Source organism: Dyadobacter subterraneus, from assembly GCF_015221875.1.
Taxonomy (GTDB): Bacteria; Bacteroidota; Bacteroidia; order Cytophagales; family Spirosomataceae; genus Dyadobacter; species Dyadobacter subterraneus.
On record NZ_JACYGY010000001.1, the window covers coordinates 3,579,143 to 3,600,095 of the forward strand.

At 39.1% G+C, this 20,953-nt stretch carries 21 protein-coding genes; 11 read left to right on the forward strand and 10 right to left on the reverse strand.

All coding sequences use genetic code 11. From position 1 onward, the window contains the following. Positions 1-60: 60 nt before the first annotated feature. From IEE83_RS14795 to IEE83_RS14805, 3 genes are all read right to left on the reverse strand, one after another. Complete coding sequence (locus IEE83_RS14795) at positions 61-246, reverse strand: hypothetical protein (protein ID WP_194121318.1); 186 nt, start codon at positions 244-246, stop codon at positions 61-63. A 67-nt stretch (positions 247-313) separates the two neighbouring features. After that, positions 314-787 carry a Dps family protein gene (locus IEE83_RS14800; protein ID WP_194121319.1) on the reverse strand — a complete coding sequence of 158 codons (474 nt, stop codon included), beginning with the start codon at positions 785-787 and terminating at the stop codon, positions 314-316. A 144-nt stretch (positions 788-931) separates the two neighbouring features. Beyond that, the gene (locus tag IEE83_RS14805; protein ID WP_194121320.1) at positions 932-2,311 is read right to left on the reverse strand and encodes a Gfo/Idh/MocA family protein; all 1,380 of its coding nucleotides are present in this window, start codon (positions 2,309-2,311) and stop codon (positions 932-934) included. Between the two features lie 204 nt (positions 2,312-2,515). Here IEE83_RS14805 and IEE83_RS14810 point away from each other — a divergent pair, with 204 nt between their 5' ends. Then, entirely contained in the window at positions 2,516-3,004 is a 489-nt protein-coding gene (locus IEE83_RS14810; RefSeq protein WP_194121321.1) for a DinB family protein, read from the forward strand. 2 nt (positions 3,005-3,006) lie between these two features. Here IEE83_RS14810 and ku read toward each other — a convergent pair whose 3' ends face one another. Then, positions 3,007-3,780, reverse strand: coding sequence for a non-homologous end joining protein Ku (gene ku, locus IEE83_RS14815; RefSeq protein ID WP_194121322.1), 774 nt, complete (start codon positions 3,778-3,780; stop codon positions 3,007-3,009). Positions 3,781-4,001: 221 nt separating this feature from the next. Between ku and IEE83_RS14820 the strand changes: the two genes are divergently transcribed. The 3 genes from IEE83_RS14820 to IEE83_RS14830 all read left to right on the forward strand — a co-directional run bounded on the left by IEE83_RS14820 (position 4,002) and on the right by IEE83_RS14830 (position 5,913). Continuing rightward, positions 4,002-4,313, forward strand: coding sequence for a hypothetical protein (locus IEE83_RS14820; protein ID WP_194121323.1), 312 nt, complete (start codon positions 4,002-4,004; stop codon positions 4,311-4,313). 234 nt (positions 4,314-4,547) lie between these two features. Next, positions 4,548-4,886, forward strand: a complete 339-nt coding sequence (locus IEE83_RS14825) for an NIPSNAP family protein (RefSeq protein ID WP_194121324.1) — start codon at positions 4,548-4,550, stop codon at positions 4,884-4,886. A 178-nt stretch (positions 4,887-5,064) separates the two neighbouring features. After that, the gene (locus IEE83_RS14830) at positions 5,065-5,913 is read left to right on the forward strand and encodes an aldo/keto reductase (protein WP_194121325.1); all 849 of its coding nucleotides are present in this window, start codon (positions 5,065-5,067) and stop codon (positions 5,911-5,913) included. A gap of 59 nt (positions 5,914-5,972) precedes the next feature. Here IEE83_RS14830 and IEE83_RS14835 read toward each other — a convergent pair whose 3' ends face one another. Then, positions 5,973-6,398: a response regulator gene (locus IEE83_RS14835; protein WP_194121326.1), complete on the reverse strand. Its 426-nt coding sequence runs from the start codon at positions 6,396-6,398 to the stop codon at positions 5,973-5,975. 579 nt (positions 6,399-6,977) lie between these two features. Between IEE83_RS14835 and tkt the strand changes: the two genes are divergently transcribed. The 5 genes from tkt to zwf all read left to right on the forward strand — a co-directional run bounded on the left by tkt (position 6,978) and on the right by zwf (position 13,794). After that, the gene (gene tkt / locus IEE83_RS14840) at positions 6,978-8,990 is read left to right on the forward strand and encodes a transketolase (protein ID WP_194121327.1); all 2,013 of its coding nucleotides are present in this window, start codon (positions 6,978-6,980) and stop codon (positions 8,988-8,990) included. 85 nt (positions 8,991-9,075) lie between these two features. Further along, the gene (gene tal / locus IEE83_RS14845) at positions 9,076-10,179 is read left to right on the forward strand and encodes a transaldolase (RefSeq protein WP_194121328.1); all 1,104 of its coding nucleotides are present in this window, start codon (positions 9,076-9,078) and stop codon (positions 10,177-10,179) included. A gap of 10 nt (positions 10,180-10,189) precedes the next feature. Next, a complete protein-coding gene (locus tag IEE83_RS14850) occupies positions 10,190-10,819 on the forward strand; it encodes an HAD family hydrolase (protein WP_194121329.1) in 630 nt (209 codons plus the stop codon). Beyond that, a complete protein-coding gene (gene gnd / locus IEE83_RS14855; RefSeq protein ID WP_194121330.1) occupies positions 10,816-12,240 on the forward strand; it encodes an NADP-dependent phosphogluconate dehydrogenase in 1,425 nt (474 codons plus the stop codon). Before IEE83_RS14850 ends, gnd begins: the two co-directional genes overlap by 4 nt. A gap of 39 nt (positions 12,241-12,279) precedes the next feature. Then, on the forward strand, positions 12,280-13,794 hold the full coding sequence (zwf, locus tag IEE83_RS14860; RefSeq protein ID WP_194121331.1) for a glucose-6-phosphate dehydrogenase: 1,515 nt from the start codon (positions 12,280-12,282) through the stop codon (positions 13,792-13,794). An 84-nt stretch (positions 13,795-13,878) separates the two neighbouring features. Here the strand turns inward: zwf and IEE83_RS14865 are convergent, their stop codons facing one another. The 5 genes from IEE83_RS14865 to IEE83_RS14885 form a co-directional block, all read right to left on the reverse strand. Beyond that, the gene (locus tag IEE83_RS14865) at positions 13,879-14,520 is read right to left on the reverse strand and encodes an HD domain-containing protein (RefSeq protein ID WP_194121332.1); all 642 of its coding nucleotides are present in this window, start codon (positions 14,518-14,520) and stop codon (positions 13,879-13,881) included. Between the two features lie 262 nt (positions 14,521-14,782). Further along, on the reverse strand, positions 14,783-15,223 hold the full coding sequence (locus IEE83_RS14870; protein WP_194121333.1) for a PepSY-like domain-containing protein: 441 nt from the start codon (positions 15,221-15,223) through the stop codon (positions 14,783-14,785). A gap of 62 nt (positions 15,224-15,285) precedes the next feature. Further along, a complete protein-coding gene (locus tag IEE83_RS14875) occupies positions 15,286-16,116 on the reverse strand; it encodes an HAEPLYID family protein (protein WP_194121334.1) in 831 nt (276 codons plus the stop codon). Between the two features lie 71 nt (positions 16,117-16,187). Further along, positions 16,188-17,453 carry a sensor histidine kinase gene (locus IEE83_RS14880; RefSeq protein ID WP_194121335.1) on the reverse strand — a complete coding sequence of 422 codons (1,266 nt, stop codon included), beginning with the start codon at positions 17,451-17,453 and terminating at the stop codon, positions 16,188-16,190. Continuing rightward, the gene (locus IEE83_RS14885) at positions 17,450-18,127 is read right to left on the reverse strand and encodes a response regulator transcription factor (protein ID WP_194121336.1); all 678 of its coding nucleotides are present in this window, start codon (positions 18,125-18,127) and stop codon (positions 17,450-17,452) included. Before IEE83_RS14885 ends, IEE83_RS14880 begins: the two co-directional genes overlap by 4 nt. A 458-nt stretch (positions 18,128-18,585) precedes the next feature. On the opposite strand from IEE83_RS14885, the gene IEE83_RS14890 reads away from it, so the two are divergent. Beyond that, entirely contained in the window at positions 18,586-19,857 is a 1,272-nt protein-coding gene (locus IEE83_RS14890) for a TolC family protein (protein WP_194121337.1), read from the forward strand. Between the two features lie 12 nt (positions 19,858-19,869). Next, on the forward strand, positions 19,870-20,952 hold the full coding sequence (locus IEE83_RS14895) for an efflux RND transporter periplasmic adaptor subunit (protein WP_194121338.1): 1,083 nt from the start codon (positions 19,870-19,872) through the stop codon (positions 20,950-20,952). Position 20,953: the final 1 nt, after the last annotated feature.

Sequence of the window (20,953 nt, forward strand, 5' to 3'; positions counted from 1 at the left end):
ATTTAAAAAAAAAGTAACCTATACGAATCAAGTGGTTACTTATTAGATTATCAATACAGTTTATTCGTACGCTATTCCCACTGCTTCTTGTATATCTTTTTTTGTGCCTGCCACAAAATGTTTTTCTCCGGTTTTCAGCACAACAAGACTGAATCGAAAATCTGCATCGGGTACAATTTCTTCTATTTCATCTTTTGAAATCTCAACCTCTTCTTCTTCGTTATCTTTTAATTTGAACTTGCTCATTTGATACGGTAAGGATAAAAAAAGACACCCGAATGACTTCGAGTGCCCGTTATGATATTTTTAAGAATTATTGAACGTGTGCTCTTAGCATCCATGCAATTTTTTCATGCTGCTCCATAAGCTGCGTTACGTAGTCGCTTGTACCTGCGTCTTTATGCTCATCAGCAAATGTATCCACATTTCCACGAATAAATTCGATGATGCTTTCGTGATCTGCCAAAAGATATTTGATCAGACTTAAACTATCATTTCCACCTTCATATTGTTCAGTAAGGTGTGTGATCTGTAAATAGTTTTTAAGTTTCGCTGGTGCGAAATGGCCCAGCTGACGGATACGTTCAGCAACGCTGTCTAAAATTTCAGCCGATTCCTTATAAAGTTCTTCAAAATACAAATGCACCGAGTGAAAATCTGGCCCTACAAGGTTCCAGTGCGCATTTAATGTTTTCGTATATAAAATGAACTCGTCAGCCAATAATATGGCCAGTTGATCCGATACTACTTTTCTGTTTTCCTCAGAAATTCCGATTCCTGGTTTCATTTTGTCTTATTTTAGGTTTAAACTTTCATTATATTTTTCCCAATATCAGAAAAAATCTTTGCAGATCAATTGGCAAAACTACATAACTCCAAGTTATTATAATTGTACCAATCCTGCCCCTTGATGTACTTTTTACTGTTATTTTTAACCTTTCTTGATTTTCATTGCCACCGGATCCCAGGTTACTACCTTCTTTTCAAAGTAGCTTTTGTTACAAGCCAAAACAGGCGCAGCCGCACGAAACGCAAAAACCGGATCTTCAACTGTACCCAAGGATCCTTTACTTACATTTTCAAAAAAGTCCCGAAAATGCTGAGCATGAGGATCATCATCTTTGGGCGCCTCAAATTTTATTTCCTTTACCGGATCCGCTTTTCTGGTATCAGACGGATATTGTGCATCATATTTCTTTTCAAAATCCTTTTGCTCACTTGCAGAAAAGGTTCCGAAACTGTCATAGCCACCATATCCGGGAGCCTTGGCTAATTTCTTTTTGGTCAAGATCAGATTATCGTCTGTAAAATCAATCTGTCCTTCTGTTCCAACAATTCTGGTGTTGTTGTTAATGGCGCCGGCATTTGCAAAATTTACGCGCAGCACCATTTGAAACTTCGCATGCAAGTCCGTTTTCGGGTAATCCAGAATTGATACCATCATATCCGGTACGTCGCGTCCGTCGTTCCAGTAGCTAAGTTCTCCCGAAGAATAAATTCTTTCCGGGCCTAAGGAATTTGTCACAAAATGAACGCCTGTTATCAGATGGACGAACAAATCACCCGCTACGCCGGTGCCGTAGTCCTTATAGTTTCTCCATCGAAAAAATCTTTTGGCATCAAAAGGCACTTTCGGTGCGTCACCCAGAAAAGTTTCCCAGTCAAGCGTGGTTAAAGACGCATCACCAGGTATTGAATAATTCCAGGCGCCCAGTGAATTAAACCGGTCATAATTGGATTCCACAAAATTAATCTGCCCAATTTCACCTGCTAGAAATAATCTTTTCGCTTCCCTGAAAGATGCCGAACTAACCCGTTGACTTCCGATCTGCATGGTTTTGCCTGATTTCTTCCAGGCTTCAATGACCGACGCGCCTTCATCAATATGCTGAACCATGGGCTTTTCACAATATACATGTTTTCCCGCCTGCAAAGCAGCTTTTGTAATGTGGTCATGCCAGTGGTCCGGAGTTACTATTAAAACGGCATCGATATCTTTCCGTTCAAGAATTTTTCTATAATCGCGTGTTGTGAAAATATCTTTACCGTATGCCTCTTTCACGTGGGTCAGGCGGCCGTCATACAAATCGGCTGCTGCAACAAATTCCGCCATTGGTGTACTTCGCATGGCAGCTTTTGTATCCTGATTTCCCTGGATTCCCATTCCGATAGTGGCAAAACGTATTTTGTCATTAGGACTTATTTTTTTTAGATCACGGATTATGTTGAAAGGTTTTGCTGCGCTTCCCGTAGCAATCAGAGCGGAAGCCGCTGTCACACTTTTAATAAAATTCCGGCGCGTTGAATTCATGAGATTAGGAATAAGGAATAAAAAATTGAATGCCCTAAAATAGTGAATAATCAACAGGATTCGATAATTCAGGAAGAAATATTCAGCTTTGAAATGACGTTTGAGCCTGATATCAATTATTTATAAAGCTTTCCAAATCCTGATGGCCTTAAAATTGCAGCGCAATATTTGTAGCATCAATAAATCCATCTAAACACTTATCCAATGCAAACAAATGAAAGAAAAACAATTGTCTCTGAACTGACGACCTTAATCGAAACAGGCAATGCACACGTTTCTCTGGAAGAAACAATTAACGACATACCTGCTGATTTAAGAGCCGAAATTCCACCAAGTTTGCCTTACAGTATCTGGCAATTGCTGGAACATATCCGCATCACACAATGGGATATTGTGGAATTCTGTCTTTCACCTGATCACAAATCACCACAATGGCCGGATGAGTATTGGCCAGAAAAGACAGATTCTGTCAGTGATGAAAAGTGGACAGAAACAATTGAACAAATCAAAAAAGACAGAAAACGCTTTTTTGATTTACTAAAAAATGAGGACACAGATTTATACGCTCCGCTGGCGCATGGAGACGGACAAAATATTTTTCGGGAGGCCCTGCTGATCGCAGATCATACCTCCTACCACCTTGGGGAAATTCTGGTTTTGCGCCGCTTGCTAAAATGCTGGAAAAATTCCTGAAATCAGGAAGCTTTTCGTTTTCCTGATTCCAGACTGGCCTTCAACTGAGCCATTAAATCATTGCTGCGTGAATGAACAATTTTCATTGGCGCAGCAGTGCTTTTCTTGCCTTTTGCCTTTGCCTTAATGAGTTCCAGCAATTTATCGGTATAAGAATCTTTAAAACGGGTAATGTCAAAATCGGTTGTGAGCTGTTCAATTAAATGAATGGCCATTTTCAATTCTGCCGGTTTTATTTTAATATCCGGAATTTCAAGTTCATCCGTAGCCCTGATCTCATCATGAAAACGAATTTTATTCAAAAGAAGAATATCATCCAGCGGTTTTATCACCACAAGACTTTCCCGGTTTCTTAACACATAGGAACCTAAACCAACCTTATCTGTCTTTTTCAAGGCATCACGAAGCAAAGCATAAGCACGGGTTCCCGATTTTTCGGGTTGCAGGTAATAGGGCGTCTCGTAATAAATACTATCAATTTCCGATTCATCCACAAACTCGGCTATTTCGATGATTTTGCTCTGTTCAGGACTTGCCTTTTCAAAGTCAGAGTCATCCAGAATGACATAATTGTCATCTACCTTATAACCTTTGACAATATTTTCCCAATCCACTTCCTTACCCGTATTGGCGTTCACGCGCTGGAATTTGATATTGGCGTGGTCTTTTTTGTCCAGCATGTCCAAATCCAGTTCACTTTGCTGTGTTGCGCTAAATAACTTGACCGGAATATTGACCAGTCCAAAACCGATAGCGCCTGTCCATATTGCCCGCATAATAATTCAGCTTAGTTGAAAATTTGTAAATCTTTTAACCAATGGGAAAAATTCTGTGCCGTGTTTGGTGCAAATCGATACCGGACACCAATAATATTTATTTCTTTTAAATAAAAAGCTTTCAATTGTTGTTCATAAATCAGGCTATTCTATATTGACGGCAGGTTTTTTATTTACAAATACCATCTTTTAGAAAGTTAGTTATTCATTAAGCATTTAACATGAAAAGTAAAAAGTTTTTAATTGCAGCCGGTTTCTTTGCCACCGCATTATTCGGTCTTACCTTTTTGAATTCTTGCTCAGGAAGCAAAATATTTTCACAAAAAGGAACAGTTCAGAATATTGAATATGGAAAAGACGGCTACACGGCCTATCTCAAAGATAAAAACGGGAAAGATTTCGACGCAGTCATTAGCCGTGTTCGCATGGAAAAGGACTATAAAGTTTTAAAGGTCGGGGATAATGTTGCCTTGTCAGGCGATACTATTCATCTTGATAACAAGATCCGAGTGCTGGTAAAACAAATTAAATGATAAACTGAGGTGTTCTGTTTTGTTTACAGAGCACCTTTTGTTTTAAGCTAAAAGGCTTTTCACAATTTGAGAAAATTTGTACACTAGAAACTTGTAAGATTTAAAGATCAGACGTGTTTCAAGGGGCAGGATGCAGATTTTATGATCATATTGTTTAAGGTTTTTCCTGATTTTTATAATATTTAAATACATTTTAGACCATTCCGGCAAGAGTCGGATTAATAAACCGGATCAATGAATACAACTGGCCGATTATACGAATTAAGAACTTATACTGCCTTTGAGGGCAAACTGGATGATTTGTTAAGTCGTTTTGAAAACTACACAATCCGGCTTTTTGAAAAACACGGCATGAAGATCGAGGGTTTCTGGATACCTGTTGACAATCCGGAATTTAAACTGGTTTATATCTTATCTTATCCCAGTTTGCAAGCCCGGGAAGAATACTGGGAAAAGTTTCAGAATGATCCTGAATGGATTGCGGCGAGAGGTGCCAGTAATGCCAACGGCGACCTGCTTGCAAATAAAGAATCCGTTTATTTAAAAGCTGCTGATTTTTCATCATTAAAATGATCGGTCGGAGAATTATCCGTTTAATTAACATTCCGGCAAAATCTTAAATCAAGATCATTTACTGGCACAAAAATTGAACGGTTCCATGTAAAAATCGGTTAACAATTTCAAAAAACCGATAATCTTAAATATTTAAGATCATGAATCTTTTAATCATTAAATTTAATAAGAGATTAAAATGGCAACTAGTACAAACACATCTCTAACTTTTAAGTTAGGTAGCGATATTGAAATCAACCGGCTGGGATATGGAGCCATGCAGCTGACGGGTCACGGCGTATTTGGCGAAGTGGAAGACAGAGAAAACGCTATCAAAGTATTGCAGGAAGCTGTGGCATCCGGTGTAAATTTTATCGATACAGCTGATGCTTACGGACCGCATTTCAACGAAAGTCTTATTTCTGATGCGCTGCATCCATACAAGGATGGCGTCATTATTGCCACAAAAGGAGGATTTAATCGTCCAGGACCAAATAATTGGGTTCCAAATGGTGATCCTGATTTTATCCGTCAGAATATTGAAGGGAGTTTGAAAAGATTAAAAGTTGATACTATTGATCTTTGGCAGCTGCACCGTTTTGATCCGAATGTCCCGGTTGAACAAACCCTGGCACCTGTGGCAGAAGCGATAAAAGCTGGTAAAATTAAATATGTGGGTCTTTCAGAGGTTAATGTTGAGCAGATTGAACGCGCTGAAAGAGTAGTTCCAATTGTTTCGGTGCAAAATCTTTACAATCTGGGCAACAGACAATGGGAAGAAATTGTTGACTACACTGCAAAAAAAGGACAGGCATTTATTCCCTGGTTCCCACTTGCTTCCGGCCCGCAAAAACTGGCTCAGAAGTTAGGCAAAATTGCAGCAGACCATAATGCGACAACTGCTCAAATTGCCTTGGCCTGGTTACTGAAACGTTCTCCGAATATCTTGCTTATTCCAGGGACAAAGTCTGTGGAACATTTACACGAAAATCTGAAAGCAGGAGAAATTAAACTGAGCGATGAAGAATTCGCCGAGCTCTCAAAATAAATAAGTTACCGAAACCGCTGGATAGTTCTGGCGGTTTCTTTTTTTTATGCCTGAGGTGATTAAAGTTTTGTGTTAGGATGAAGACAAGACTCCCAATAGGTTACAATTAATTCAATTTGTTTTTTGAAATCCTTAAAGCTGTTTCCCTTTTTATAAAAACCCTGGATTGTAGATTTATAAGCTTCTTCGATCAAAGGTAAACTGCCGGAGGTACTCAGAAATATAAAGGGAATTGCTTTTTTCTTTAAATATGGATTTTGATCAATTCGTTTCCGTAATTCCAGACCATTCATGACAGGCATATTGATATCACATAATATTAGAAACGGTTGTTCCGGTGTTTTTTCCAGAAATTCCAATGCCTGCAAACCATTTTCAAAAAAGTAAACCGGATTGGTAAGATTCATTTCTTCCAATACACTTTTGAGTAAAAACTGATCGTCCGGATCATCTTCTATGGAAATTATAGGGCCCTTTTTTGACATAAACTGTATTCTGATTGATGGCTTGTTGTGAAGATGGAGGTTAAATTAGTGATTTTATTTTAATCAAAAAACTTAGGTAAAGACTCAGTTTATTCAAAAACTGACATTCAAAAAAATAAGGCGCTACAAATTCAATTTCTGAACCTAAAATGTTTTTGTAAAAGTTCGAAAAAATTCAAATTCAAAATGATGATCATAAATCTATATTCGAGGATCTATACAACATTTTCCGCTAATCAGCTATTTAAGAAAAGCCAGAAATACATCAATTTTGAAAATTAAATTTTCCGCTTTTACATCGGTCAATATTTCAAAGATTTTATTTTAATCAATATATAATCTGATCAAAAATTTCTTATCCAACTGAATAACAGTATGTATTACCCGGTTTCGGAATTCCTGATAAAGTCTTTGCAAATTATGATAGGAATTCCGTAGCAAGTCTGGTAAATTGATTTTTTATTGACAACATAACTAAAATTAACCTTAAAATGATGAATACGGAAGATTGAAGCACTTATTTTAATAAGCGGGAAGCTACCATTTCATCGATTTATTTAACCAATAGAATAGTATAAAATGGGATCAGATACGAAGGAAATTGAACAGCTGGGTATTAACACCGCCAGACTTTTATCCGTAGACGCAGTACAAAAAGCGAATTCCGGGCACCCGGGAATGCCGATGGGCGCAGCACCGATGGCCCACGTGTTATGGGCGCATTACATGCATTACAATCCCAAAAATCCTGATTGGGCAAATCGTGACCGGTTTATTTTATCAGCAGGTCATGGCTGTATGCTTCAATACAGTTATTTACATCTCACAGGTTACGATCTTTCGCTCGATGACCTTAAAAATTTCAGACAGCTTAATAGTAAAACTGCCGGTCATCCGGAATATGGTTTGGCTCCGGGAATTGACGTTACAACGGGTCCGCTTGGACAAGGTTTTGCCAATGGTGTAGGTTTTGCAATTGCGCAAAAACATTTGGCTGCCCGTTATAACAAACCGGGTTATGAAATATTCGATTATAACGTTTATGCGATTTGCAGCGACGGTGATATGATGGAAGGTGTGACTTCGGAAGCCGCTTCAATGGCGGGACATTTGGAATTGGGAAATATGATTTATCTGTACGATGACAATCACATTTCTATTGAAGGTGCGACAGATATTGCTTTTACAGAAGACGTTAGCAAAAGGTTTGAAGCATATAACTGGCACGTGCAGGTTATTGAAGATGGCAACGATGTGGATGCATTAATTATCGCGGTAAGAAATGCAAAAGCTGAAAAAAACCGTCCTTCATTGATCAGAGTAAGAACTCAGATTGCTTACGGAAGTCCGAATAAAGTAAACACTGCCGGTTCTCACGGATCACCGCTAGGAGCCGATGAAGTAAAACTGGTTAAAGAATTCTTCGGATTTGATCCTGAACAATCCTTCGTAGTTCCTGACGAGGTAGCTGCATATTATAAATCAGTTGGTGAAAAAGGAACCGAACTGGAAAAGAAATGGAATGAGCTTTTCAGCGAATACAAAGAGAAATTCCCTGAACTTGCTGCGGAATACGAACTGGCAAAAACGGGTGAATTGCCGAATGGCTGGAAAGATAATTTACCAGTTTTTGAAGTTTCTGATAAGAAAATGGCAACGCGCCAGGCTTCTGGTAAAGTATTGAATGCCATCGCTGCAAGTCTTCCGAATTTTATTGGCGGCGCGGCGGATTTGGCTCCTTCCACGGATACGAATCTAAAAGAATTTGATTCCTTCACACCTGAAAAAAGAGACGGACGTAATTTCCATTTCGGAATCAGGGAACATGCGATGGGATCTGCTTTAAATGGAATGGCCTTGACAAAAGGTGTGATTCCTTTCGGTGCAACTTTCCTGATGTTCTCCGAATACATGCGCCCTCCTATCCGTCTGGCGGCAATTATGAAAATCAGACCGATTTTTGTTTACACCCATGACAGTATCGGACTTGGAGAAGACGGAACAACACACCAGCCTGTTGAACAACTAATTTCGCTGCGTTCTATTCCAAATATCACAGTAATTCGTCCGGCTGATGCCAATGAAACGTCTGAGGCATGGCGCGTTGCGCTGGAACATAAGGACGGTCCTGTTGTACTTGTTTTCACCCGTCAGGGTTTAACAATTCTTGATCAGACAAAATATGGTAAGGCTTCACAGTTAGAAAAAGGTGCTTACATCCTTTCTGATTCAGACGAAACACCGGAAGTAATTTTGATCGCCACAGGTTCAGAAGTTGAACTGATTATGACAGCGCAGGCAAAACTTAAAGAAGAAGGAATTGCAGCGCGCGTAGTGAGTATGCCATCATGGGAATTGTTCGAAAAACAGGGTGATGCGTACAAAGAAGAAGTTTTTCCAAAAGCGATCAGAAAGCGTTTGGCAGTAGAAACCGGCTCACCTTTGGGTTGGCATAAATATGTTACCGATGAGGGTGATATCATCGCCATGCATACATTTGGCGAATCGGCACCCGCAGAAGAATTATATAAAGTTTTCGGTTTTACAACAGAAAATGTAATTAATAAGGCAAAAGCTTTGTTAGGTAAATAGGCTAAAACATCAAAAACAGCCGGTTTTGGCTGTTTTTGATTATATCATTGAACAGTAAATTTAATAATTCAAATAAAAGTTGGTTATGGCTACTAATAAGGTAAAACAAATACACGACTTCGGTCAAAGCATCTGGCTGGATTTTATTGATCGCAAGATTATTTTTTCAGGTGACTTGAAAAAACTGGTTGAAGACGATGGCGTAAGAGGTGTTACTTCCAATCCTGCAATTTTCGAAAAAGCGATCAGCAGCAGTTCTGACTATGACGCCGATATTAGTGAGTTAGCAAAAGGTGATAAAACAAACGAGGAAATATTTTTCGGTCTTGCGGTAGCAGATATTAAACTGGCTTGTGATTTATTAAGACCGGTTTATGATGAAGAAGGTGTCGAAGGAGCTGATGGTTATGTAAGTCTTGAAGTTTCCCCATTCCTTGCCCTTGATACCGAAGGAACGATCAAACAGGCACTTGAACTTTGGAAAGAAGTTGACAAAGCAAACGTGATGATCAAAATTCCTGGAACTGAGCCAGGACTTGCTGCCATCCAGAAAACAATCAGCGAAGGTTTAAACATTAACGTTACCTTGCTTTTCGGACTTGATCGTTACGAAGCGGTTACTGAGGCTTACATTTCAGGTTTGGAAGAAAGAGCTGCAAAAGGATTGCCGGTTGATAAAATTTCTTCGGTTGCTAGTTTCTTCCTCAGCCGTATCGATGTTTTGGTTGATCCGCTTCTGGATGAAAAAGGACTTGGCGATTTGAAAGGTGAAGTGGCAATCGCTTCTGCCAAAAAAGCATACGAAATTTACAAAAGAGTGTTCAGCACAGAGCGTTGGAAAAAATTGGCTGATTTAGGTGCTGTTCCTCAGCGTTTGCTTTGGGCAAGTACAAGCAGCAAAAATCCTGCATTCAAGGATACAAAATATGTAGAGGCACTTATCGGTCCTGATACTGTTGATACGATTCCTTTGGAAACACTGGAAGCATACCGTGATCATGGCGATCCTGCAAGCCGTCTGGAAGATGATCTTGAAGGTGCGACTGAGATCCTTGAAAAAATTAAAGAAGCCGGTATCGACATCGATGCCATTACAAAACAGCTGGAAGAAGAAGGAATTGATAAATTCAATAAGCCATTCCATAAATTATTGGAAGCTATTGAAGAACAAAAATCCAAAGTCAGCTAATTTGTAAATAATGGAAAGAACTGATCTTAAAATACTGTTTTTTGATATCGGTGGCGTGCTCCTCAGCAATGGCTGGGGGCACGAATCCCGCAAAATGGCAGCAGAAAAATTCGGACTTGACTATGACGAGGTGAATGTGCTGCATAATTTCATTTTCAATGTTTATGAAATTGGCAGTATTACCTTGGACGAATATCTTGACACCGTAATTTTCAATCATCCCCGCGATTTTGCCCGCGAAGATTTCAAAGCATTCATTTATTCGCAATCTGTCGAATTGCCTGATATGCTCCAATGGCTTAAAGAATGGAAAAAAGACTGTGGCTTTCGTGTTATTTCCATTAATAATGAAGGAAAAGAATTGAATGACTACCGGGTTCGCAAATTTAAATTACACCAGTGTTTTGACGCGTTTATTTCTTCCTGTGAAGTAAAGATCCGCAAACCTGATCCTGGAATTTTCAATATTGCAATGGGTATTGCTCAGGCAACTCCACAGCAATGCATCTACTTTGACGACAGGATCATGTTTACCACCACGGCACAGAAATTAGGAATACGCGCCTTTCACCACACCGGTTTCGAATCCACGAAAAAAATTCTTGAAGATCTTAAAAAAGAAACATTTCCACAATCATGAGTGATCAGCAAAAATATAATTTTGGTATGATCGGCCTTGGTACCATGGGCCGAAATCTACTACTGAATATCGGCGACCATGGCTTTGCCGGTGCAGGATATGATAAAGATGCATCAAAAGGAGTCTTGCTTGAAGAAGAAGGCAAGGATATAAAAGTGAAAGGATTTAGTGATGTTAAGGAATTTGTCGCCAGCCTAACTACACCACGTGCTATCATGATGCTGGTTCCGGCAGGTAAGATTGTAGACAGCGTAATTGAAGAACTTTTGCCTCTTTTGGACAAAGGTGATATATTGATCGACGGCGGAAATTCACATTTTGTTGATACCAACCGCCGTGTTGAATATCTTGAAAACCTGGGTTACCATTTCTTCGGCATGGGAATTTCTGGCGGCGAAGAAGGTGCCCGCAGAGGACCAAGCATTATGCCTGGTGGCGATAAAGATGCTTACAATGTGATGAAACCAATTCTGGAATCGATAGCAGCTAAAGTGGATGGTGCACCTTGTGTCACGTATATCGGACAAGGTTCGGCTGGTCATTTTGTTAAAATGGTTCACAATGGTATCGAATATGGTTTAATGCAGTTGATTTCGGAAACTTATGAAATTCTAAAGACCGGCTTGAAACTGGATGACGATTCCATTCAGAAACTTTTTGTAAAATGGAACGAAGGTCGCTTGCAATCTTTCCTGATTGATATCACAACCGATATTTTCAAATACAAAGCGCCGGGTACGGATCACTTGCTTCTGGATGATATTAAGGATGAAGCCAGAGCAAAAGGAACCGGAAAATGGACTTCCCAGGCTGCAATGGATTTACAATCACCAATTCCTACCATTGATACGGCTGTCGCGATGCGCGATTTGTCAAAATATAAGGCACTTCGTGAAAAAGCAGCGACTTTATACAGTACAACTGAAACTGCAAAACTTGATGTAGATCAGGAAGCGTTTTTAGCTGAACTTGAAGAAGCATTTTATTTTGCTATGATCATCACTTATGCGCAGGGAATGCAAATGCTTTCGAACGCATCGGTTGAATATAATTATGGTTTAAATCTGTCGGAAATCGCTAAAATCTGGCGTGGTGGTTGTATCATCCGTTCCGCTTTCTTGAATGATATTTACAATGCTTACGAAAAAGACAATGGGCTGGCTCATTTGCTTTTGGACGAAAGTGTTGCCAAAACTGTAAATGAAACAATTTCCGGTGTGCGGTCTGTTATTTCCACTTCGGTTTCCAGTGGTATCGCGGTTCCTGCTTTTGCTGCTTCGCTAAGTTATTTTGATGCTTTCCGTAGCAAAAGAATGCCTTCAAACCTGATCCAGGCACAGCGGGATTTCTTTGGCGCGCATACCTACGAACTGATTGGAAAAGAAGGTGTTTTCCATACGCAATGGGTTCCAAAAAACTAACCGGAAATATTAAAAGTAGTCCGTTAAACTAACGACATCATGTATTCAACAATTAAATCACAGCCGACCATATTTATAATTTTTGGCGGTACCGGTGACCTGAATTCACGAAAACTGGCCCCCGCTTTATATAATTTATATCTGGAAGGTTGGTTGCCTGATCAATTTTCTATCATTGGAACGGGCCGCACGCCTCTTTCTGACGAAGATTTCAAAGGAAAACTTCTTGAAGGAATTAATTCTTTTTCAAGAAGTGGAAAGGTAAAAGATGACAAATGGGCGGATTTCTCCCAGCATCTTCATTACCAGGTTTCTGACATTAACAATCACGAAACATATAAGGAATTTGGCGCAAGAATTGCTGCACATAATGCAGAATGGGGAACAGAAGCGAACGTAATTTATTACCTGGCCGTATCTCCGAATTTCTTCCCGATTATTGCTGAGAATATTTCAAAAAGTAATCTGGCCGAAGATCCTGAAAAAACCAGGATTGTTATTGAAAAGCCATTTGGTCACGATCTTGAATCTGCTGTTTCATTAAATAAATTGCTTTCAGGCATTTTTGATGAAAAACAGATTTATCGTATTGACCATTATCTGGGTAAACAAACGGTTCAGAATATCATGGCTTTCCGCTTCGCCAATGCGATTTTGGAACCAATCTGGAACCGGAATTATATAGAACACGTACAAATTTCCGTGACCGAACAATTGGGCGTAGAAGAACGCGGTGATTATTACGATGGCTCAGGCGCGATGCGTGACATGATCCAGAATCACTTGCTTCAACTGCTTTGTCTGGTGGCGATGGAATCGCCTGTAAGTTTTGATGCTGACGAAATCCGTAACCGCAAAGTAGATGTATTAAAAGCTATGCGCAAATTCACCGCGGAAGACGTACGTTTATCAGCCGTTCGCGGACAATATGGAAGCGGATGGATGAAAGGAAAAGAAGTACCGGGCTACCGTGAAGAACCAAACGTAGACAAAGAATCCAATACGGAAACTTTTGCTGCGATCAAGTTTTTTGTAGACAACTGGCGGTGGCAGGGCGTTCCTTTTTATGTACGTACCGGAAAAAGATTACACCAGTCTGCTTCGGTCATTACGATTCAGTTCAAGGACGTTCCGCATATGGTTTTCCCCAAAGAGGCAAACGAGAGCTGGCAGCAAAACCGACTTATTATCAGCATTCAGCCTGAAATGAGCATACGTTTGCAAGTCCAGGCAAAACGTCCGGGATTGGATATGTACCTGAATGCTGTTGATATGGTTTTTGATTATAAAGGAACTTACACAACAGAAGCACCGGAAGCATATGAAACTTTGCTTTTGGATACCATGCTTGGTGACCAGACTTTGTTCATGCGCGGCGATCAGGTTGAAACAGCCTGGGAACTGATCATGCCTATTCTGAATGCATGGCAGGGAAGAAAGAGTCTCAACTTCCCGAATTATTCTGCTGATTCGTGGGGACCGGAAATCGCAGAAGCACTTATCGCAAGAGATGGCTTCCACTGGTTTACCTTGCCTATCAAAGGAAAAAAATAAGATAATATTGAGTCAAAAAGCAAATAGGGGAAAGCTGAAATCAGCTCTCCCCTATTTTTATATTCTTAAAAAGAAATGCAACAATTATTCAGCACATCTGTTTGGCTGGTGAGACATTGCCATCATTCCTCTCGATTCTTTACGTTTCAACCTTTCCAGGTTTTTCTTTTTACCGAATTCAAGCAATTTTTGTCCGTAATCAGTTTTGAAAAAATGTGATTCCAAAAGACAAATCGTCGCTTTTCTCCAATGGCTGCTGTCAATTTTACATCCGGTTTTTCTTTCAACTTCCTCGTGCATCAGCATATCACGTGCCGAGAATTGTTCGGTGCCAAAATGATACAAATCGGCATCACACATAATTTGCTGTAACAAATTCTCAGGTTTCTGAGGCATAACCGTTGCCATGATACACTTCTGCACTTCCAGAATCAGGGATTCTTCAATACCCAATTTTGAAAGAAAACTGCGTGCCATATCTGCACCTCTTTGCTCATGCCCACAGGGCTCACCTGTAAAATAACCAGTATCGTGAAACCAGGAAGCTGTCGTAAGAATAAAAGTTTCTCTCTCATCAAGCCCGTAGTGGCGGGCCATTTTGGTAGCATGCATAACAACATCCCGGGTATGCGCAAAGTTATGGAACGTTAACGTCCTGTCCTCTTTTGCGCCGAAAAAATGCCCCACGTAGTGCTGAACATTTTCAAGAATTTCCGAATACCTCATATGCTGGAAATAAAAATTGTCACTTTTGATAAAATCGGGTTTGACACGAATTCTAATGATCCTTACAAAACCTGTACCAAATTACAGATCAATTTCGAATTCATTTTGAATTTACAAATAGAGAACGGACTTTCCGAAAAAAAATTTCCTATTTCTGTATTTACAACTCAAAATTTTGAAAAAAAGACCAAATGCCATAGAAACGCTTCCCGCGGTTAACATTCCGTCTAATAATATTACAAAAAATAGATCAAACAAAAATTTAGTCTTCCTTCTTTTTGCTGACAACTTTACCCGTTTTGTCAAAGGTCAAATGCATTTCTGATCCTGCCGTTTTTAATTCAACTTTGTATGTAACCACACCTGCATTATCCGTTTTTTTCGGATCGTGGATTGTATATCCTTTATAGTCTTTAACAATGGCGGCTGTCACTTCTTTTGGTAACTGATCAGCTTTTATTTCCTGTTTATGTTTTACAACTTTTCCGGTTTTGTCAAGCCAAAGTTCATGATCATCTTTTACGATTTTAAATTCAACCTTATACAATCCCGCCTTTTGTTTCCACTCCACTTTTTCAGCTTTTGCATATTGCTGTTTGAAAGTATTAAGTACTACTGAAGGCACATCTGCTTCTTTAATATCCTGGCCAAAACTTACAGCAGCATAAAACATTATACAGGCAACAAAAATCAACTTTTTCATAATAGATTAAATTTAGTTTATAAAATCAAAAATCCGGTTTTAATCAAAATAGCCGGTAAAAATTACCTTTTTCGTCTCGGAAGTTCGTAAATCACACGGGCCAGAATGCTGACGCCATGATCTTTTAAATTTAATGGAATTCCGGTCACTATTCCTAACGCAAGATTGGGAGTTAATGCCAATTTAATTTGCGGACGAACCACCGTTTCAGCCTTCATTCCCAAATATTCCTGATTCACTTCCACACCCAGCAAATTTCCGGTTCCGCCAAATTCATAATGCATACTGGCATTCACCTGATAATACCTTTCGGGCTTGCTTTCTCCCGCGGTAAATTCCCATTCAGGACCTGTGTAAATCATAGAATGAACATGTTTTCCCCATCTTTTTGCAACGACAAAAAACGGACTCATGCTATGTCCTTTCAACGGAGCCGAGCCGTGGCTTAACGAATAAAAAGAATGTGCCTTAAACTCGTGAATGTATCCGATTGCCATAGACATTCCATATTTCGGTGCTACCAGAAAAGTATATTGAGAGGCAAGTTTAATACCTTCCATTCTGTTTCTTGGCATTTCGTCACCTTCTTTATGTTCAAATGCGGGTTTGTAAAAAGTAAACGGAACTTCAACTTCAAGCCCCAAACGGTTAACCGGAGAAAATTCATATTCAAAAAATCCAGTGTTTGCTATGTATCCGCTTTTGTTTTCCAAACCCCAGCCCAGATTCAATTCCTTTTCTCCTTTTCGAGCGCCAAGATCACGGATCAGGTCCATATAAATTGGTTCGGCGTGATGGATTTTCGCCGGAAGTCTTTTTGTCAGAGAGTCTGTTTGGCTAAAAGCGACTGAATTAATAGCCAGGAATATCAGTGTTGTGATGACGTGTTTCATACTTTTAACGTTTGTTGATACAATGTTAAAAGTCAAAACCGGAAAGACTTGGTAATTTTCCGGCACAGGTTTTATTTGAAAGAAACTGTCATCTGATGTCCGTTTTCATAAGCATATCCCACCGACAAATCATACAAATTAGCTATCGCCTTAACAATTGCCAAACCCAAACCTGTGGAATTTTTCTCATTGGTCTTTTTATGAAATCTTTTGAAAATATATTCCTGGTTCAGAGGCACCTCACTTCCTGAATTATGAATAGTAAACGAAGACGGATTTACAGTTACCCGCACAAATCCATTCGGAATATTATGTACAATGGCATTTTTAATAAAATTGGTAACCAGTATTTCAGCCAGATTTTTATTCATTCCGACAAACAACTGACCGTTTTCCTGGAATGAAAAAGTTACATTTTTATAGTCCGCAAAATCTGTAAATTCCTCAATAATGGTTTTGAAAACGGAATTGATATTAACCTGCTCATTATCTTGAAACTGTTTATTCTCAATTTTTGACAACAACAATAAGGATTTATTGAGCTTCGTAAGTCGTTCCAAAGTTTGAATAACCTGGCCAATCGCTACGAGATTTGTTTCGGTTTGATCTTCTTTTTCTGCCAGCAATTCCAGCTTGTTAATACTGATCGCAAGAGGCGTTTGCAGTTCGTGAGAAGCATTTTCGATAAATTGTTTTTGTCCGTTATAAGCTTCCAAAGAACGGTTTATTAGCAAACCAACTGCTTCATTCAGTTCTTTAAATTCTTTGACTTGTGTATCAGCGGGTTTAATGACCGGATCTTTTCCTAATTTAAATTGTTTGAGCTGTTCGAGCAAAAGGTAAAACGGCTTCCAGGTTTTTTTCAGCAAAAAATTATTAACAATAATAATGCTGACAATTAACGTTATGTAAAGCCATATCAACGAATAAAATAAATCCTCGATCAGGTCATCTTCCTCAACCATCGACGAAATTACTTTCAATTCGTAATACCGATTATTAAGTTTGAAAGCAGAAGTAAGCATACGAACCGGCTCAAAATCTTCTTCATTCAGCATATACATGAGCGTGTCTACGTGAATATCTTTTTGTGGCAATGCCGAAGACTCTGCAATTTCTCTGATTTCATAATTACTTTCTGCAAAATCATTTTTGGTAAGAATCGTCGAATCTTCCTGCGCTTTTTTAATTATCAGAAGTTTATAGTTGTCCAGCCCATCATCCAGACTATCATATACTTCATCAAGCATATTGATATAAAAAATGGCAGCCCAGACACTTATGATTACAAACAGGGTGATCGAAAGATATTTAAGCGTATGGTTAAGCAGTTTCATAATACCACCAGTTTATAACCCAAACCATAAACCGCCTGAATTTCCGCACCAGCCTGACTGTCTTTCAATTTCTTGCGCAGATTTTTTATTTGCGAGTAAATGAATTCATAATCGTCCGCCTCATCCATATGATCGCCCCAGACATGTTCCGCCAGAGAAGTTTTATTGACGAGACGGTTTTTATTAACAACCATATAGGTCAGAATATCGAATTCTTTACGGTTTAGTGCTAACAATTCGTTATCAATATGAACTGTCCGGTCATCAAGATCCAGTTTAACATTCGCCAGTTCAACGGTATTTTTTCCGCCGAATGATTTTCGTCTCAGAACAGATTTAATCCTGGCATTTAATTCTGCGATGTGAAAAGGTTTGGTCAGATAATCATCCGCGCCAAGTTCCAGGCCAGTAAGTTTATCATCCAAGGAATCTTTTGCCGAAATAATAATGACGTTATCAGATTTATTGAGGTCTTTAAGTTCCTGAAGAATATCCAGTCCGCTGCCGCCCGGAATCATGATATCCAGTAAAATACAATCGTAATCAAAGGAAATAATCTTGTCCAAAGCACTTAAATAATCAGATGCCGTTTCAACAAGAAAACTTTCCTTTTCCAGCGACTGGCGTATCACTTCCTGCAATTCCGCTTCGTCTTCAATTATCAGTATCTTCATAAGAAACAAAGTTCAAAAACAAAACTGGAAAGAAACTGGAATTTGTTAATGAATGAATTTTGAATGATAGAATGATTGAATGGTATCAAGAACTTTCCGGATCAGCTCATCATTTTTAGTGGATTAAAATTGTGCCTATTTTATTCCTTTTCGAATATGATTAAACCATCAGAATTAAAGTTCTTAATATTAAACTGAGTTGGATCAATGTAATTTCTTACATCCATATTTAAAATAACAATGTTAGATTATAGGCATAACAGGCATAAGAGCCAATTTACTAAGTTTTTATCGTCTTTGGTATCAGTAAATGTTCTGATGAACATGCATTACATTTTGATCTTTTCAGAAAGCTACAATCGAAGAGAAATGTCGAGGTAACTTTCTTATCCTTAAAGTATACTTAAACTATAAAATATTTTTCTATTTTAGGTTCAGATTAACTATCTCACCTTGATATGAAGAAAACATTACTATTACTAAGCTTAAACCTGATTTCCGTTCTTCCCAGTTCCGGGCAGGACACATTAAGGCTCACACTGGAACAGGCCCAGGAGCGGTTTGTCCAAAAAAACTTTGCGCTGATTGCCCAAAAATTCAATGTCAATATTGCAGAAGCAGGCGTTGAGCAGGCCAAATTATGGTACAATCCTAATCTTTTTGTAGAGACAAATCTTTACAACGGCTACACGCACAAATTTTTACCTTACGGAAAACAGGAAGATTTAATCAACCCAACGGGCGGCGTTATCAATTTGCAGCTTCAACAGGTTTTAAGTTTGACCGGGAGCAGAAGTAAACTGGTTAAACTGGCGCAATCCAACGTGGCTTTGCAACAATCTGCATTTCAGGATGTGATGCGCAATGCGCGTTACACTTTATCGCAGACTTTCGGAAATCTGGTCAATGAACAAGCCAAATTACGAATGCTGAATGAAGAGCGTCTGCGTTTGGAAAATTTGCTGGAAGCTTTTCGGGCACAACTGAAACTTGGCGTAATCGCCCCTTATGAGGTTACAAGACTTGAACTTGAACAAAAGAATTTCGAAAGAGATCTTGCCAATCTGAATGTTCAGATTTCTCAGGATGAAGCCATCATGCGGGTTTTACTGGCAGAAAGCGGAACGGTTTACATTGTACCATCAGCTTCATCCCCAACTACAAATACGACTCCCGCTTTAACGCAGCTTCTGGATCTTGCCTATGCCAACAGACCTGATTTGCAAGCCGCACAGTTACAGATCCAGTACAACCAGAATAATCTGACTTATCAGCGTTCTTTGGCAACTCCAACACTTACAGTTGGTGCGGATTACCAGCGTGTCGGATCTGCATTTCCGCACTATGTAGGTGTCCAGGCATTAATTGACTTACCTGTAAAAAACAGAAATCAGGGAAATATTCAAAGTGCAAAAGTGGGTATCGACCAGTCTAAAACAACCTCTGATCTGACACATTTGCAGGTTGAACAGGATGTAGTTTCAGCATCCCAGCAATATCAGCAGGCATTAATTCAGCAACAAAAAATTTCTCAGGCTTATCTTGAAAGCATAGAGGAAATTTCGAAAAATGCGACGGAAGATTATGCAAAAAGGATTATTGATCTGGTCAGTTTTATTGACAAAATCAGAGCGTACAAAGATGCGAAGACAAATCTGATTGATCTTCAAAATGATCTTTTCCAGGCACAGCAACTACTCAATTTTGTTACCAATACTAAAACCTTCTAAAATTCTCGCCTCATGAAAATATTGATAGGATTCGTCCCACTGGCCTTTTTATGGCTGGCAGCGTGCAACCGCTCGGAAAAACCAAAGGAAGCGGAAACAAAAGATACCGGCTCGACATTCCGGACGGATACCGTAGAATTGAGAAATTTTGAAGAAGAACTTCAATTCACCGGACAAGTTTCTTTTGACCAGAAAAAAGTGGATAAAGTTTTTCCGATCGTTAGCGGAAATGTGCTGGAAGTAAAAGCAGATCTGGGTGCTTATGTAAAAAAAGGACAAATTTTAGCTACGCTTCAAAGTGGTGATGTAAGTGATTTTTTAAAAGATCAAAATACAGCCAAAGCCAATTTTGATATCGCCAAACGTAATGCAGAAAATGTTGAGCAACTTTATAAAACCAAGTTTTCGTCTGAAAATGATCTGGTAAATGCGCGAAAACAATTGGAAATTGCCAGTTCGGAATTGGAGCGTTCCAATCAGGTTTTGAAACTTTATGGGGGAACGGGAGGCCCGGGTAAACAACCGGTTTTCACGGTTAAAGCACCTGAAAATGGATATGTGGTTGAAAAAAATGTCAATGCAGATATGCAGATCCGTTCGGATAATTCTGATCCTTTATTCACCATTTCCGATTTAACAGATGTCTGGGTATTGATCAATATTTATGAATCTGATATTCAGGCAGTGAAACAAGGAGCACAGGTTAATATCACCACGCTGGCCTATCCCGACAAAGTTTTCACAGGATCAATTTCCAATATCAGTCAGGTCATTGATAATGACAGCAAAGTTTTACAGGCAAGAGTCGTTCTTGCAAATCCAGGCGGATTGCTGAAACCTGATATGTTTTGTAACGTAAAACTGCATATCGAAAAACCTGAAAAATTATTGGCAGTAAATCCGATTTCTGTGATTTTTAGTCAGGATAGTTATTTTGTAATTAAGGAAGTGAAAGCGGGCGAATACAAAGCTATTCCTGTGGAAATATTGAAAAACACTTCCAAATTCATGTATGTAAAAGGAGCTTTACAACATGGGGATAAAGTCGTTACAGAAGGTGCATTAATGTTATTCAGCGAATTAACCAATAATTGAT